The 15,572-nt window shown below is 46.0% G+C and carries 14 protein-coding genes; all 14 read right to left on the bottom strand.

Translation table 11 applies throughout. The features are described from left to right. Positions 1-73: 73 nt before the first annotated feature. A complete protein-coding gene (locus tag IGS16_RS19805; RefSeq protein WP_297088428.1) occupies positions 74-739 on the bottom strand; it encodes a DUF1614 domain-containing protein in 666 nt (221 codons plus the stop codon). A gap of 68 nt (positions 740-807) precedes the next feature. After that, positions 808-1,107: a chaperone modulator CbpM gene (locus IGS16_RS19800; RefSeq protein WP_297088426.1), complete on the bottom strand. Its 300-nt coding sequence runs from the start codon at positions 1,105-1,107 to the stop codon at positions 808-810. Further along, a complete protein-coding gene (locus IGS16_RS19795; protein ID WP_297088424.1) occupies positions 1,104-2,096 on the bottom strand; it encodes a DnaJ C-terminal domain-containing protein in 993 nt (330 codons plus the stop codon). Before IGS16_RS19795 ends, IGS16_RS19800 begins: the two co-directional genes overlap by 4 nt. A gap of 112 nt (positions 2,097-2,208) precedes the next feature. Next, a complete protein-coding gene (locus IGS16_RS19790; RefSeq protein ID WP_297088422.1) occupies positions 2,209-3,006 on the bottom strand; it encodes a ChaB family protein in 798 nt (265 codons plus the stop codon). Between the two features lie 397 nt (positions 3,007-3,403). Further along, the gene (locus tag IGS16_RS19785) at positions 3,404-4,759 is read right to left on the bottom strand and encodes a hypothetical protein (protein ID WP_297088420.1); all 1,356 of its coding nucleotides are present in this window, start codon (positions 4,757-4,759) and stop codon (positions 3,404-3,406) included. Between the two features lie 140 nt (positions 4,760-4,899). After that, complete coding sequence (locus tag IGS16_RS19780; RefSeq protein ID WP_297088418.1) at positions 4,900-6,069, bottom strand: glycosyltransferase; 1,170 nt, start codon at positions 6,067-6,069, stop codon at positions 4,900-4,902. Between the two features lie 122 nt (positions 6,070-6,191). Next, the gene (locus tag IGS16_RS19775; protein ID WP_297088797.1) at positions 6,192-7,391 is read right to left on the bottom strand and encodes a glycosyltransferase family 4 protein; all 1,200 of its coding nucleotides are present in this window, start codon (positions 7,389-7,391) and stop codon (positions 6,192-6,194) included. A gap of 68 nt (positions 7,392-7,459) precedes the next feature. Next, a complete protein-coding gene (locus IGS16_RS19770) occupies positions 7,460-8,374 on the bottom strand; it encodes a glycosyltransferase family 2 protein (protein ID WP_297088416.1) in 915 nt (304 codons plus the stop codon). A gap of 168 nt (positions 8,375-8,542) precedes the next feature. Continuing rightward, positions 8,543-9,778 (bottom strand): O-antigen ligase, encoded by a 1,236-nt coding sequence (locus IGS16_RS19765; protein ID WP_297088414.1) that lies wholly within the window; start codon positions 9,776-9,778, stop codon positions 8,543-8,545. A gap of 88 nt (positions 9,779-9,866) precedes the next feature. Then, a complete protein-coding gene (locus tag IGS16_RS19760; RefSeq protein ID WP_297088412.1) occupies positions 9,867-11,096 on the bottom strand; it encodes a glycosyltransferase family 4 protein in 1,230 nt (409 codons plus the stop codon). 28 nt (positions 11,097-11,124) lie between these two features. After that, positions 11,125-12,327 carry a polysialyltransferase family glycosyltransferase gene (locus IGS16_RS19755; RefSeq protein WP_297088410.1) on the bottom strand — a complete coding sequence of 401 codons (1,203 nt, stop codon included), beginning with the start codon at positions 12,325-12,327 and terminating at the stop codon, positions 11,125-11,127. 61 nt (positions 12,328-12,388) lie between these two features. Then, the gene (locus tag IGS16_RS19750; RefSeq protein ID WP_297088408.1) at positions 12,389-13,537 is read right to left on the bottom strand and encodes a glycosyltransferase family 1 protein; all 1,149 of its coding nucleotides are present in this window, start codon (positions 13,535-13,537) and stop codon (positions 12,389-12,391) included. 4 nt (positions 13,538-13,541) lie between these two features. Further along, positions 13,542-14,465 (bottom strand): NAD(P)-dependent oxidoreductase, encoded by a 924-nt coding sequence (locus IGS16_RS19745; RefSeq protein WP_297088406.1) that lies wholly within the window; start codon positions 14,463-14,465, stop codon positions 13,542-13,544. Between the two features lie 16 nt (positions 14,466-14,481). Continuing rightward, positions 14,482-15,252 carry an acyltransferase gene (locus tag IGS16_RS19740; RefSeq protein ID WP_297088404.1) on the bottom strand — a complete coding sequence of 257 codons (771 nt, stop codon included), beginning with the start codon at positions 15,250-15,252 and terminating at the stop codon, positions 14,482-14,484. Positions 15,253-15,572 lie beyond the last annotated feature (320 nt).

Genomic DNA, 15,572 nt, shown 5'->3' with positions numbered 1-15,572 from the left:
CAATCCTAAGGGGGGCTAATATCGATCAATATCAAATGCTAAGGGATGAATCTAGAGATTTCAGGTAGAGATTTCAGGTAAGTAACAGGGCAAATAACCCACATAGGGCGATCCCATCAAACACACCTGCTCCACCAATACTTAAGACTCCTGCTGTCATTTTTTCTATCTCTCTCAAATGTAGTAAATCGGCACCGATTAATGTTCCTAAAACTCCTCCCGCAAACGCAATGGGCTGAGGAGCAGGAGAAAGCACCGTTGCAGCCAGGGAGGCAGTCAACGGAGCAACTAGAGCATTCATTTGGATGCCAATTCCAGGAACTATCTGAGCCGAGAAGTAGCTAACAGTTGTCACAATTGCCGTAACTAGCATAATCAGAAGCGGATCAGAGCGCGTGAATTCATAAATCGCTAATAGAGATGGAATCAAGCCACCTCCAACATTGAGTGCAACAATTGTCTTTTGCTCAATTCTTCTGAGTGGAATACCCCAAAACCGCGCCGTCCAAAGATCGGCAAAATCTGAAATAACAGGGACGGTTGTGACTCGCTCATATAAGGGAATATTGATTGTGCTACCCACTAGCACAGACATGAATAGCAGGAATGCGACGTTAGGAGAGAAGCCTAACTTTGCTACTGCTAGCTCTACTACGTCGAGGGCGATCGCAAACCAAATGAACGGAAACAGCAATAAGAAGAGCAAGAATAGAGTAAAGGTGACAGGAAGATAAATCATATTTAGTAATGCTTTAGGGCTGCTTGGTTATGGCTCAAGCTTGTTTGCTCAACGAACAGACACTCAACTTATTGACGCAGGGCACGCAGTTGCGCCTTGAGTTGAGCAATTTCAGTTGCCATATCCAACACCATTGCTGCACCCGCTAGATTCAGTCCTAAATCACGGCGCAGTCGCAAGACTCTTACAATTCGCACTAGATCTTGTCGATGCAACATATCGCCTTCAGGCTCGATAATTCCAAGCGCCACGCACTTCTCAATCAGCGGGATTGAAGTTTGTGTAAAGTACGCAGCCTGCTCAAAACTATACAGGCGATCGCCCGTTTCTGACCAAACTAGACGAGATAGACCAAAACTCTGGGTCATAGGCGCACCTCCGCAAGTGCTTTTCGAGGATTAAAGTGGCTCACCTGCCGCAACTTTTCATAGCATTCTTTTTCCTGAGAGCTGAGATCCTTGGGTGAAACGGTCTTCAAGCGAACCAGCAAATCCGTTCGATTGCCTTGCGGATCACGCCACCCTTTGCCCCGCAGCCTGAGTGTTTGACCCGAATCTACACTAGGAGGAATCGTCATCGTCACAGAACCATCTGGAGTAGGCACCTCGACTTGAGCGCCCAACACTGCCTCATCTGGACGAATCGGAATTTCACAGACCAAGTTATTGCCGTCAAACTTGTAGAAAGCATGAGGCAGCAGCTCAATGGTTAGGTACAAGTCCCCCCGCTGTTGACTAAAGGGACTAATTTGCCCCTTCCCTTTAATCCGAATGCGACTGCCAGACTTGGCACCCGGCGGAATTCGCACTGTAACCGTCTCATCTCCAATTTGTAAGCGCTTTTGCGTGCCGTGAAACGCTTCAGACAAAGTGAGGGCGATCGCCGCTTCGGTATCCTGAGCAGGCATCTCAGTAAAGCGGCTAAAGGGATCGTCTCCAAACTCGACATACTCTCGAAATCCCTCAGGCCCCGTTGTGGTGCGGTAAGTATAAACCCGCCGCCCAGTTCCACCGCTTCGCCCAAACCGACCTAGCAATTCATCAATAAAATCATCAAAGCTGCCGTATTGACCAAAGTCCGTTTCTTCAAAACCTGACCCACCCGGCGGCGCACCTGCCATCGCCTGCTTCCAGTACTGTCCAAACTGGTCGTATTTTTGGCGGTTCTCTGGATCAGACAGCACCTCATGAGCTTCATTAATTTCCTTAAAGCGAGCCTCTGCCTCTGGATCGTCTGGATTTAAGTCAGGATGGTACTTACGCGCCAGTTTTCGGTAAGCCTTTTTGATTTCCTCTGGAGTAGCAGTTTTGCTAACTCCGAGAATTTCGTAGTAGTCCTTGAAATCGGCTGTAGCCATTGGCACCTCTGATGAAGGGGATACGATGAGGGGATACAGGTAACAAAATCAACCTAATTTTCTCTGTAACTTAAATTAGGTAATGGTGTCTCAGCCTCATCCCGCTTAATCCCTAGCTCGTTCCTGAGTCTTTCTGATTATTATCGGCTTTGCGCTTTGAAAAAATGCCCTTATCATCCCGCTCGAACAACTGTTTAATCCGCTCCCAAGCTTTCATCAAGGCGTTACTTTTCTCGGAGGACTCGCTAAGCGTTTGATTATAGGTTTCTAAAAAAGTCTGCTGAGCTTCCGTTGACAAATCTGCCCGTATTTCTGGCGAAATTTGGTCTCTTCCCGTCATTTCTCCGTCCGATTCCTGTGGAATTTGCATCTCCGTGATGGCCACTTCTTCACCTCCCGCACTTTGCAAGAGCAAAAAAGTCTCACCAGACTTTTCATCAGGAACTTCTACGACGAGCAAAAATTCGCCCGCTTGCACCCGCGTTTGATAAATTGCAGCTTTATCTTGGGGCATCCCTAGCGACATTAAGGCGGACCCCAAACCGGCTCCCAAGGCTCCATACAACGCGCCACTCGTTGCACCTAGCAGTGCAGCAGCGAGTGGCCCAGCCGCCACCACTGCTCCTAGAAAGGGAATGAACAACACCCCTACACCTGTGAGCAAACTCAAGACAGAACCAAACAGCGAACCGTAGAAGGCTCCACTGGCTAATCCATCCAGAATCACGTCCTTTTTGGTCAGGAATCCAGTAATTCGAGCTTCGGATTGAAAATTACGCCCTACAATTGAAATACGCTCTTTGGGTACACCCCGATTCAGCAAGCGCTGGACAGCATCTTGCAGCTTTACCTGATCTTTAAACGCAGCAGATACACATTTCGCCGGAGGCTTGGCAAAGGCAGATGTCATAAACTTTGTCCTCAAGTACCTCAAGTATGTATTGAGCAGTAGCTAACGCTCTTAGCTTATGTTTGCTCGCCCTTTAGCTGGCTGCTAATTCATATATGCAGTGCTAAATGCAGTGCTAAATAGTTTCAAAAGTTCACATCACTTGTATGGCGGATGCAATCCATATTGATAATATCTCTCACCTGCCTGTCTTGGCTATTAGGTGGTTATCCAGAAAACCAAACCTATAGGGCTTACGCAGTTGGACGACTCCTCGGGAATACCGCCAGAGGAAAAGCATCCAAAATCTAGCAAGTTCATCGCAAGTGCGTAAATCTGGTGCTTTGCTGCCATGTGCAGGCGTACAGCGTCATGCTCGTTCAACTCTATGCTTTCGAGTCAAGCTCGAAAGTGACGCTTAAGCACCTGCTACACGCCACACAATCCGACGCTCAGAAATTTCCTGCTGGAGGCGGGCGTGCTGCTGCTGGCTCTCTTGCAAGATTCGCCGCTGCACCGCCAGTTGGGTTTCCAGTTTAGACTGATATTGCAGTAGCTCTGCTAGCCTCAGCTTGTCGGCCTGCATGGCTTGGTGGATGGGGGCGATCGCCCGCTGTCGAGCGCTGAGCAGGTTCACCTGATGCGCCAGCCCAAAGGCTTGTTCGATCTGCGAGAGCGCGGGTGGCAGTGTTTCCGGGCTTGCAGCTAGTTCTGGAAATTGCGTCAGGAGGAACTGGTTGAGGGCGATCGCCACTTGCTGAGTCATCTGCCCGCTGAGGAGTTGGTGACGCTGATAGAGCGCCTGCAAAGTTTGAGCGTCGGGCTGCGCCTGGGTAAGCGTTGTTGCAATTTGCCCCTCGGTCTGGTGCAGGGCTTGTAGCAAGGCTGGATAGTCTGCCTGCTGCTGCAAAATGCTACGGGCGTTGGCAATAGGAAGCTGAGCCTGAAGCACCTGATATCGCTGCTGCGCCAGCTTTAGCTCTTGCTCGGTCTGCGTCAGGTAGCGGGTAAATTCAGCGGTGCGGCGGGTCAGGGTGTCGGCGCGGTGGCTAAGGTTTTGGGCCTCGGGGCGGGTCTGGAACTGGGCGATCGCCTGCTCCAGCCGCGCCACCTGACCCGTCGCCGCGGTCAGATCTGCCTTTGCCTGCTCCAGCGCGTAGCACGCATCCAGCCGACAGCGATCGCCATAGTCCACATAGGTTTGGGCAAGCTGCCGCGATACCATCTGCGCCACACGCTCACTGCGATGGCGGTATCGCACTTCCAGTCGCCCATCCGCCAGCGGCACAATTTCCAGATTTTGCGCCAGCGCTGCCGGACTCAGATTGATGTTATACGCCCGCAAATCGCGCACCGCAGGCAGCAACACCTGATGACTCCGCAACACCTGAATCAGCGTCGCCTGATCCACCTCCGGCCGAATGTCAGTCGTCGCTGTGGCCGTGCCGCTGGTCTGCGATCGCTGCGCCACGGGAACCAGCTCAAACGTGCTTTTGTATAGCGGCGGCGTATAGCTGTGGTAGAGCGTGGTGCCCACAGCAGCGGCGATCGCCACACCCACTGCCACACCGACTCGATGCGGAACGACAGTGGGAACTGGGGGAGAAAGGAGGGGGCGATCGCCCTCTCTATTGCCATCTACACGCCGCCGCTCCAGAACCTCACTCTCCGGCTGCACCGCACGCCGCAACTGAAGCGCAGGCTCCGGTGGAACAAACACATGCCGACCCGCAACGGGCTGGAGCGTAAGTGTGAGGATAGCTGCTTGGGTCATAGCGTGTTGGTTACAAAGCTGAACAGACGCAGAGGGACGGGGGCGATCGCCGTACTCAATTAATCCGCCCAAAGCTCAACGAATCAGGAAATCTCCGTTTTGAAGATTCAGCTAGGCAGTCGCGTCGTTCTTCCACAATCTCAGCGTTCAGAAGCCCCCACCATTGCATAGATTTCCATCAATTGTCGATAGTTTGCGTCGGCGGTGTACTTCGCCTCAAATTCAGCACGAGCTTCCTGGCGCATCCTTGCTAGCTCGTTAGGATGGGCGATCGCCCATCTCACCTGATTTGCCAAGTCTTCTACATTTCCCGGTTCAAACAGCAAGCCAGTGCGTCCGTGATCGACCAACTCGGCGATCGCCCCAATCTTAGACGCAATCACAGGCGTTCCCTTGGCAAAGGCCTCCACAATCGTTCGCGGCAATCCCTCATACCACTCAGAAGGAAATACCAGAAACGCCGCCTTTCCCATCAATTCATAAACCTCATCCATCGGTATCTTCCCGAGCTGCTCCGCACCTTCAGTCTGTTGGGCAGCCGCCGCAACTTGCGGGGCCAGTGGTCCATCTCCAGCAATTTTCAAAGGAATGTCTGCCCCAAGGTGCTGCCAAGCCGCGAGCAGTGTACCGATCCCCTTTTCGGGTGCCAGACGACCAACAAACAAAGCGTATCCTCCGTCTCCTGCTCCAAAACCTGGATCGGGGTCTACAAAATTAGGCTTTACCACCAGTTTCTCGGGAGCAAAGCCGCCCTCGACAAATTTCTTCTGGGCAAATGAGTTCAGAACAATGTAGCGATCCACCATCCGATTCCAGGTATTTAGGCCTCGATGAATGGCAAGCATAGACGCCACAGCGGCAGAGGCTAATCGATCATGCCGATAGCACCCATACTGCACGCTAGGCAGTGGAATTGCCTTCCCTAAGCAGCGTTCGCAGACCTCCCCCGCGCGAAAAAACTCAGCATTGGGACAGAGTAAGCGATAGTTGTGCAGGGTTTGGATTACTGATAAGCCTTCAGCTTTAGCTGCATAATAGGCAGCTGGTGATATCAGAGGGAATGTGTTGTGAAAGTGAACAACTTGAAAGTTTCTATTACGAATTAAATTTCGCAGGTCTTGATATGATTTTGAATTCCATATCGTTGCTCGCGCCGCGTCGATAGAGCGCATCCCTTCAATGCAATCATTGTGCACTGTGTATTGATACACATCATGCCCCTTAGACTCTAACAGCTTGGCCTCTGCAAGAAAAACACTATCCTCTCCGCCCTTTTGCTGATAATAATTATGAGCGAGTAAGATTTTCATGAGTTACTGGATACTCTCCTGGTGCCCAATGACCTGGTATCAAATTATCTAACCTTAAGGAAATTCAAAAATCATGAACATATAGCAGATTCAACTATGCAAAGTCTTTCGACCCAGAGTGCCTAGGGCTTAAACTCAATTCTGGATGCAGCAAAATCAATCGCCTTGAGATAGACATCAGCCGCGCTTGCCGGATTGTAGCGGGATACAATCTCCGCGCTTCTTTTTCCATGTTTCTCAATCAGAGAAACATCTTCAATATATAGAGCCATAAGATCCGCTAGCCTTGCATGATCCGTCGGCTCAAAAATAAATCCATTTTCACCTTCTCGCACGAGATCGTAAGAATTTCCTGCATACCGAGACAGCAGCACTGGCAATTTCATAGACATCGCTTCGGGCACTACAAGGGGCCAATTATCATGCAGGGTCGGCAAGACAAATACATCACTCTCTGCGTAATACGGCCATACGCAGTCAGGCTGGATGAAGCCTCTGAAGGCTACCTTATTCGCAATTCCAAGCTCCTCTGCTCGATGCTTCAGCGCATCTCGGTCAGATCCATCCCCTAAAATCAGGATAGAAAAATCGCGGGGTAGGTTCTCGCGCTTGTTGAGTAAAGCAACTGCTTGTAGAAGATGCTCTGGCCCTTTACGCTGAACTAGCTGCCCACAGAAGATAAACTTGACGGGTTCCGCAAAGCTTTGGGCATTTCTGCCTCTATTTACGCTAGTGATGACCTGACTTGGTGGAGGTTCAGAGCATAAACCACCCTCAAAGATACACTCTTCTTGAACTCCAAACTTCTCCATTAAATATTTTTTCGATAGATAACCGTTAACTAGAAATGCTTTAGTCTGCTTCGTGATGAGATGTCTAATGAAACTCTTCCACGGCTTAATATTTCTTTCTGTATAGTGGGTTCCTTCCCAATAAATTACTAAAGGATAATTCAATAGAGCTGCTGTAATCGTCCAAGTGCTAAAAGCTTCACTAATTACAAGCCGAGGCCTCAGAGAATTAAGTATAAAAGGCATCTCAGGTGTCAGAAGCACCCTAGCCGAATTTCCCTTTCCAGCCTTAAACTCTTTATCAAAAACAAGTGGTCTTCCGCGAACAATTCTGCGGGGAAAGCTTCCCATGTACAGCGCAACCTGCTCTGGTATGAGCGATCGCTCTCTTAGGGTTATCACTGTAAATCCATCGCCAATTCTCTTGTATATCTCGTCTAAAACAGCCACGCGATACCTAGTGTAGGTAGGCAGCAAATAGGTAACTCTATCTAATTCCATGTCCTTGCTTCCATAAACTCCATCCTTCACCGCCAAAAAGGGATTTTAGGAGATTATAACGATGAGCAAACTTAGAGAGAATATAATGCTGAATGAACTCACATATTAAACCTCGCTAATACTCTAGAAGCCATATAAATTATATCCCCTTGGAGAAGGAGTAATAAAAACTGACGCAGTCTGTAGGGCAACCTTCTGATGGAGTACCCAGGTGCTGCTCGAAGCGCAGCTAATTCTGGAATTTTTAAGGTTTCTGTCCGAGACTGTTCGTAGCTACCGAAAGTTTTACTGAGTTCGTGACAACGGTAGGTTCCAAATATATGCCTTTGAAAACGAAACTTTGCTCTGGCTCGGATGAATTTAATAATCAGTTCAGCATCCATGCCGTAGCGCATATTTTCATTAACCATTCCTACTTCAAAGAAAATATCTCTCCTCCAAAACACGGCACTCTGAGCAGGGATAGGAAGCGTTGCGTAAAGGTATGCAGTTGGATCAAAGGGAACAGAACATATTTGACCGATCTGATTTCCGTTAATATCTGTAATTTTTGCATTACCGTATAGCACGTCCGTATCAGCATGATTTAGGAATAAACTTGCTGCCTTTAAAAGTGCTCCAGGCTCATAAGTATCGTCGCTATTTAGCCAGGCTAGGATATCACCTGTAGATTTTTGAAATCCTTTATTCACCGCATGAGATTGTCCGCGATCAGGCTCACTAACCCAGTACGATATCCAGGGTGCATACTTTTGAATAATCTCTACGCTTCCGTCTGTGCTGCCACCGTCGATGATGATGTATTCTAAGTTAGGGTAGCCTTGGAGCAAAACTGAGCGAATAGTGTCCTCAATGAATTGAGCTTGATTATAAGACGGGGTAACAATGCTTATCTTGGGCCAATCAGCCTTCTCTGAAAAATTAGATGCAGCTATCTGCTTTTCTTCGATCCATGGCCACCCAACTTTTCCTAGAGGAGGAGAAGGTAATTGAGACGCTGTTGCAATCTTCATTATTGGCATTACTCACTCCGTGATCTTCTGTTGCTTCCAGGTCAATTTGGGAATCTTGAATAAATTCACGAGAAGAACCAAGTTTAAGGGGTTAGGTTCTTGTTTTATGGCACATAACCTGTCTATATAAGCTGCAAGACAAGACTGTATTATCCCAAACAAAAATAATTACGTGTATATCTCTTGAGCGCGAGTCTTAACTAACTTTGCCCTCTTAGCTTTATGCTTCCTTACACCCAGTGAAAGCCCGACAAGCACCCCAAGAGGAGTCATGGAAAATACATAAACGATGACATTGTCTGTAAGCATTGCCAGGGCAATTGCTAATAAAGCTAAAAAAGCTGCAAGGTGAACTTGGGCGGCTCTTTCTCCCTTTTCATCAGCTCTCAGCCAGTTCCGGAGAGTTTTAAGCACTAGTCCGAAATATCCAAAGATCCATAGCATAAAGCCAAGAATTCCAAAATCATGAAAAATCCTTAAATAATCATTGTGAGGATGCCCACCTGTAGTTCTATTAACTGACAACACCACTTCAGCAACCGAGCCTGCACCTTTGCCAAAAAGAGGTGACTCCATTGCCGACGTGTAAATAGGCTCCCAAAACTCGGCACGCCCAGACGTGTTTACTTTGATGCCAGCGATTTGGGCACTGTCTCCTTGGCTAGTAAAGCGGTTTCGTATAGGTTCAATATAGGTAAAGGCACCCCAAGCGATAATGCTTATTAGGGCTACCATCCCAAAGATTCGTGCGATATCTTTGGGACTTTTGAAGGAAGCTTGAGAAATAGGAAAAAGCAAGATAGATATTACTGTAGCCATACGAGAAAAACTGAGGGCTAAGACGAGTTCTATGTAGAAAAACCAAAATAGACCACCAGTCATGCGACATCGCCATAAGCTGAGGAACCAGGCAGAACCTAGGATAATAAATAAAGCAAAAGATCTAGGCCCCATAATAAGGGCACTTTGGGGTCCGCCTACCAATATACTGAATCCATACAGTACAGCAGACATCTTAAAGGTAAAACTTAGAGCACCTCCTATCTGCCGAACAGCATCTAAATTTTTGCTACTTTCAGAGGTTGCCAAAATCAAGAAACCTACAAAGGCCATATATACAGAGAGATTTTGAAAGCCAGCAATGAAATTAGCTGTGGTAGATGAACTGAACACTAAATTGATTAGCCCGATCACAATAAATGCAATCAACAATGGTGCAGTAGAGACCAACTTTGAAATACGTCCTTGAGCAAGGATTAAGAACCAGCTTGAAATCGCTGCCAGGATTGTGAGCAATCCCTGAAGACTGATCATTATCGATGGGAATCTTCGAAATGCATCTGCAAATCCGCTCAAGAATATTGCAAGGATAATCAAATTTGTAAATACATTTGTCCTTCTCATGAGTTTTACACGTGAGCAAGATTAACAGAACGAAATCTAAGAAAATAATGTCAGTCGAATAGGTGGTATCTTGATGAGGGAAGACTGGCTAATTCATATGATTCTCATAAATAGAGAGCAGTTTCTTTGCTTGATACAGTTCGGAGAACCTGCTGATTACGCTTTCGCGCGCATTTTTTGATAGAGAACAATATCTTTCCAAGTCTTCCAAAATCCACTCCATTCCGACCGCCAAGTCTCTAACATTAAATGGTTCTGCAAGATAACCATTATGGCGAGAACTGATCATATCTGGCATACCGCCGATTTCAAATGCAACGCAGGGCGTACCGCAAGCGAGGGACTCCAGCACTGTGTTTGGCAGGTTATCTTGCATAGAGGGAGCGACAAAGACATCTGCGGCCGCATAGGCTGTTGCTAAGGAAACGTCGTCATTGAGTCGTCCAACATAATGGGTCTCAAATTCCACGGGCAGAGCTGTAGATTGGGACTCACCGAAGATGACCAGCCCTAGCTCATCTCGCCAGCGCTCTAGGTCGAGCTGTTGCAGTGCTTCAATCAAAAACTGAAATCCCTTGCGAGGGTCACTACTGGTGCTGCCTGCGCCAAATAAAACGAGTTTCTTGTGTGGCGGCAAATTAAATATCTGTCGAGCAATTAGTTTATCAATGGGTTTGTATATAGTGGTATCTAATCCATTGGGAATGACCTTTACCTGACAATGTTCAAACAGAGGACTGCGGCTAACGCACTTTGCCATCCACTGGCTCGGCGTTACGAGCATAATATTCAGTTCTCGCCAAGACTTCAGCTTTCTCTGCCAAACTTTGCTCGATAAATCCTTAGGTTTTTCGCTGTTGATCTGAGGGCAGGTGCCACATCCCGTCGTGTAGCGATCGCACTCCTGAGTATAGTGACATCCCCCGGTAAAGGCCCACATATCATGCAGCGTCCACACTAAAGGCTTTTGAAATTTAGCTAGGGACTCAATTTGTAAAAAGCCATTGTGGGTCCAGTGCAGATGAATAATATCAGGATTAATCTGCTTAACTTTAGATACAATCGTGTCGGGAAACCACTGTACTGAGAACAAACTGCGATCGCGCTTTGGGTAGTGCCGCAGCGGTAATCCATCCACCTTAGAGGCCACTTGGGCCATCAGCGGCTTGTGGGCGATGACCGTTCTGTCGTGGCTCAGTTTTGCCCGCACTAACATTTGAGACTCCACACCAATTTTCAGCAGCCCTTTATGAAGGCGATAGGCAGCTCGGGCGGCGCCGCCATCTAGGTCGGACGTACTAATGTGAAGAACTTTCATGCTAGCTATAAATTAGGGGTATTCGACTCTAGCCAATCTTTGTAAGGGAGCGCCTCAAATCGTCTTCAAGCTGCAAACGCCCTGCGACGAATTCTGGATCAAAGTAGGTATGCACAATCTCTTCACCAAACCCAATATGGCTATCCAAATCGAGCAAGACTTTAATAGATAGGCAGGCGGAGCTAAGAGCAAAAACTCTCAAATCATTGCCCGCGAACCGACAAGGCTCAAGAACTTTAATAAAGAAAATCTCAAAGGGTAGATAAAAGAACTCGGGTTGATTGAGAATGATAACCTGGCGAAAAATATCTGACAGAGCAGCCTCTAACTTTTCCAGCTTTTGGTGGTCATCCCTAGGGTGGGGCTTTACTAAAATCACCGACTTTTCCTCAATGCCTCCTTGACGAAGAAATGCTTTATAAGCCGCAATCTCGCTGTCTTGCGACATCCGCTTGGATTCAGAGAAATTTGATCCGAGGAGAACTGTAACAGAGGAATCTGCAATAGATTTGCGTAGAGACTCTGCATAATCCTGCTCAACCAGTGTGGTCAACTGATTGAGAATGCTCAAAAAATATCGCCTCTCGGATGGAGCAAATCTCATTGAGGGCGTACTGTCTGTGATATGAGGCAATAGGAAGTATCCATAATCAAACGGATCTCTAAATAGGGGTGTTCCTAGTCCTATAAATCTCCTGATGAGGTTAACTGCCAGCCTACCATTTTGACCTAGGCTTTGAGTAATGGTATTTCCTATCGACGATTGGGTATTAAAGTCCTTGGGCTTATCTGCATAGTAAATACCTAAACCATCGCCGTAGCAAATCTTGCAGGAGTGACGATAGGCATTCATGAGTAACTGATTATTGGGCTGCCAGTTTGTGCCCAGATAAAGCTCATCTACAGTATCTACGCCAACAAGCTGATAAATTTTTTGGTAAACCTTGCGAGATGACGACACCCGACGCATTTGGGTAATCTCGTCAATCACCGATACTGGAAGATAGACAATCTTTTTCCAGGTATAGATGGTCTCTGCCATTCGTTGAATGACTTGGGCAAATTCTTCAGCCTGATGACCAGGTGCATAGAGGCTGTAGATTGCTAAATAGTTCTCGTAGCTTAGGTTGTGAGACTTTTGCTCTTCTTCTCGCTGGGCCATGACTGATAAGGCAGTCACCAGTTGGATGCTGCCCTGACAGCCGATTAGTCGTCTAAGAACTTGACCCATGGGTTACCCAATTCCAATTCTAGATCTTAGGATGAACGAAATTAAGACTTGGTTTATCACTTTAACTTCCATAAATTGCCTCGTGGGCTATGTTGATAAACTCTTCTCCAAAAGCTTGAACCCTCTGAGCACTTTTCTCCCTTGCTATAGCCTCTCTCTCTGGGTTAAAACCTGCTTCAAGGTTGGCATCTGCCTTCAGCATTAGCTCTGCAAGCTGTGTATAACTACTCAATTCAAAGAAGTAAGAGTCAGGTGGTGCCTGTTCTACATGTACTGACAGCTTAGTAAGCAGTAAAGACTTACCTAAAGCTTTAGCATCTTCAACAACTGTACTCCAACCCTCAAAACGAGAGGGTTGAATGACTGCTAGGCATTGCCGCATTAGCTGAATCTGGTCTAAGCGAGGAATCAAGCCTAGAATACGGAACTGCTCCTTCAAGTCTAACCGCTCAACTTTTTGCACAAGTTTAGAAAAATACTCGGGATTTCTTGCATCTTGAGTATTACCTGTGCAAGCAACAGTAAAATCTTTTCCTTGCTGCTTTAGTAGATAGAGAGCATCTAAAATGATACCATGGTCTTTATGTTTCCAGAACTGATTGCTGACCAGGAAAAAACGGTTAGGCAAGTTATATTTTTTTTGTATTTCTAAGGGATTAGGTTCAAACCATTCTACAGGGACAGTAGTAGCAAATTGAAGAACTCTAGTTCTTGCCTTTGATGCAGGATAAAAACGCTTGAAATCTTCCTCTGCAGCTTTGCTACTTAAAATCAAAATAGGCGCATTCTTAGCAATCTTCTTATGGCACCTTTTACAGTTTTCGATTTCATTGAGGGAGAAAAACTCTGGAAGGTAATAGGCCTGGAAGTCGGGTATCCATGCACCCCATTTGAAGGAGGCTCTTGGATTTGCGATAGTGGGGTAAAAAAAATCAATTTCGTAGGGATTTAAGAGCTTTTCAGTAATGGAAGAGTACTGCGGCAAGTTCTTGCATATTTTAATGTAGATACTTTCTTTCTCATAAACGTGGTCAACCCACTTTGAAACTGAATCAACCAACTCTTTCTGTGATGAAGAAACTGCTAAGCTCAACTTAATGCATTTCTCTCTGTTGGATGCAAAACTATTGATTGCATGAACCAAGTTCTGGATGTAAATCACACCACCCATCCATTGGGTTCCACCAGTCATATTTAAGCAGATATGCATTTGATTAATATCCTATCAATTCAGCTTGACACCAATTAGCAAAGATTTTTACTCCTCTCTCTAGAGGAACCGAGGGATTGAAGCCAAGATTACTAATTTTTGAGATGTTTGCCTTCCAATTTAGAGGCGTCCCTACAGGAACGACTCCACTAAAAACTGGCTCAGTATCTAGATTCAAGCTATTGATTACTAGGCTTGCCAAGCAATCAATCCGAGTTTCCTCTCCCGAGCCAAGATTGTAAGCTTCACCATTCATAGGAGCTTTGTCAGCTATAACCAGCAATGCTTTTGCAACATCTAGTGCATGAATAAAGTCTCGGCTTTCCCGTCCAGTACCTTGCAAGCATATGAGGGGCTGAGTAAGCGCTTTTTGACAAATATCCCATAAAACCTGACGACGTAAACCAGGCCCATACGCTGAGAAAATTCTGACGCTCGCAGTTCGCAATTCATAAACTTTTGAGAACTCAAGACATAGCTGCTCACACTGAAACTTATGGAAGCCATAAGGTGATAAGGGTGCTATAGGCTGATCCTCGCTAATAGGTAAATGCTGAGGGTTCCTGTATACTGCCGCGCTTGATAAGAATATAAATTTACAGAATGGAGCGTGGAGTCTGAGCGTATTCAAAACTTCAAATGTTAGAGCAGTATTGGTATAGAAGTCTGCATCTGGCTCCTCTACTGAAGCTCCTACAGAGGCTCGCCCAGCACAGTGAATACATAATGTAGGACTGTACTCTTTTAGAACATCGGCAAACCTTGGATCGGGTAACTTTAAGCTCCTGTAAATCTTTAGACTTGTAGTCGGCGCATTCTCAAAAGATGAACTACTTATTCCGACCACAATCCCCCCCTTCTCAAAAAAGAGACGAGCAATATATCGCCCTAAAAATCCAGAGACCCCAGTAATCAAAACAGTTTCCATATGTACATCTGATTGATTAGAGATCTCCAAATCTGCTAGCAGCTGCAACCTTAAAGCTGCTCATACTGAATTTTTTTTGCTTCAAAATCTCCAAATACTCGGCTTCACTCAACAAATCTTTGTCTTTATCTTCAGAATACTCTTCTAGTGAAATCCAGGCTTTACTTTGAAAGTCGAATCGCTTAATAACTCTCGCGGGGCTGCCAACAATCACACTAAAAGGAGGTACGTTCTTTGTAACTAATGCCCCAGCTCCAACAATTGAGCCATATCCTATAGAGACATCCTCTAAAACAGTGACATTGGCACCTAGCCAACAATTCGCACCTATCGTTATAGATCCTTCAGACGTAGTTCCAGCCATGATGTATGGGACAAGGGGAGATGTATAAATATGACCGCTTCCGAGAAACCTACAATCTGAACCTGTTAAACAAAAATCACCAATTCTAATCAGCTTGCCTACTGTGAAGAAGTTTCTTCTCCCAATAAAACAGTTATTGCCTATAGAAACACTAATTTCCCTAGATTCTCGATGGTTGATATTAATCCATGTCCCTTCACTGAGGATAGAATTCTCTCCAATAACTACATTTCTCCAGCCTAATATCTGAACAGATTTATCAAGGTAAGTATTTTTGCCTACCTTTTTTGACTTAATAAATGGCAGAGAAATCTTGCTCTTTATACTCCTCCCTGCATCTAGAATGTGTTGAACCGGCTGTAAATCCCCTAGCTCTATCATTCCTTTTGCAAAAACATTAGTTGTAAGTTTCTCAAACTTCATAACTTTATGCCCGATACCAACAGATAAATGATTGCTTTTCGGGTGCAGAAAATTTAGTTATCTCTTAGCAGAAGTGTTGAACGCAAGGTTGACATAGCGAATTTATAGCCGAATCTAGTACACGAGGTCGACGTTAAGGGACAAAAAGTTTTTATAGACTAGATTTAGATAGACTGGCTCTTGCTGTTGCATAGCAGATAGCTTGTCACAAGATGAGTATTGCCTTATCAGCAGATGATTTGCTAACGATATGAGTTATAGCTGTATCAGAAGTGTTGAATTGAGACATAAAACTTTACATTTGACCCTATGAAGCTCCT

The sequence above is a fragment of the Thermoleptolyngbya sp. C42_A2020_037 genome (genome assembly GCF_015272455.1).
GTDB lineage: Bacteria > Cyanobacteriota > Cyanobacteriia > Elainellales > Elainellaceae > Thermoleptolyngbya.
This window is presented reverse-complemented; position numbering and strand designations above follow the sequence as displayed.

Coding starts and splice junctions, on each gene's coding strand:
- IGS16_RS19805 (WP_297088428.1), bottom strand. CDS start 739: ATGATTTATCTTCCTGTCACCTTTACTCTATTCTTGCTCTTCTTATTG.
- IGS16_RS19800 (WP_297088426.1), bottom strand. CDS start 1,107: ATGACCCAGAGTTTTGGTCTATCTCGTCTAGTTTGGTCAGAAACGGGC.
- IGS16_RS19795 (WP_297088424.1), bottom strand. CDS start 2,096: ATGGCTACAGCCGATTTCAAGGACTACTACGAAATTCTCGGAGTTAGC.
- IGS16_RS19790 (WP_297088422.1), bottom strand. CDS start 3,006: ATGACATCTGCCTTTGCCAAGCCTCCGGCGAAATGTGTATCTGCTGCG.
- IGS16_RS19785 (WP_297088420.1), bottom strand. CDS start 4,759: ATGACCCAAGCAGCTATCCTCACACTTACGCTCCAGCCCGTTGCGGGT.
- IGS16_RS19780 (WP_297088418.1), bottom strand. CDS start 6,069: ATGAAAATCTTACTCGCTCATAATTATTATCAGCAAAAGGGCGGAGAG.
- IGS16_RS19770 (WP_297088416.1), bottom strand. CDS start 8,374: ATGAAGATTGCAACAGCGTCTCAATTACCTTCTCCTCCTCTAGGAAAA.
- IGS16_RS19765 (WP_297088414.1), bottom strand. CDS start 9,778: ATGAGAAGGACAAATGTATTTACAAATTTGATTATCCTTGCAATATTC.
- IGS16_RS19760 (WP_297088412.1), bottom strand. CDS start 11,096: ATGAAAGTTCTTCACATTAGTACGTCCGACCTAGATGGCGGCGCCGCC.
- IGS16_RS19755 (WP_297088410.1), bottom strand. CDS start 12,327: ATGGGTCAAGTTCTTAGACGACTAATCGGCTGTCAGGGCAGCATCCAA.
- IGS16_RS19750 (WP_297088408.1), bottom strand. CDS start 13,537: ATGCATATCTGCTTAAATATGACTGGTGGAACCCAATGGATGGGTGGT.
- IGS16_RS19745 (WP_297088406.1), bottom strand. CDS start 14,465: ATGGAAACTGTTTTGATTACTGGGGTCTCTGGATTTTTAGGGCGATAT.
- IGS16_RS19740 (WP_297088404.1), bottom strand. CDS start 15,252: ATGAAGTTTGAGAAACTTACAACTAATGTTTTTGCAAAAGGAATGATA.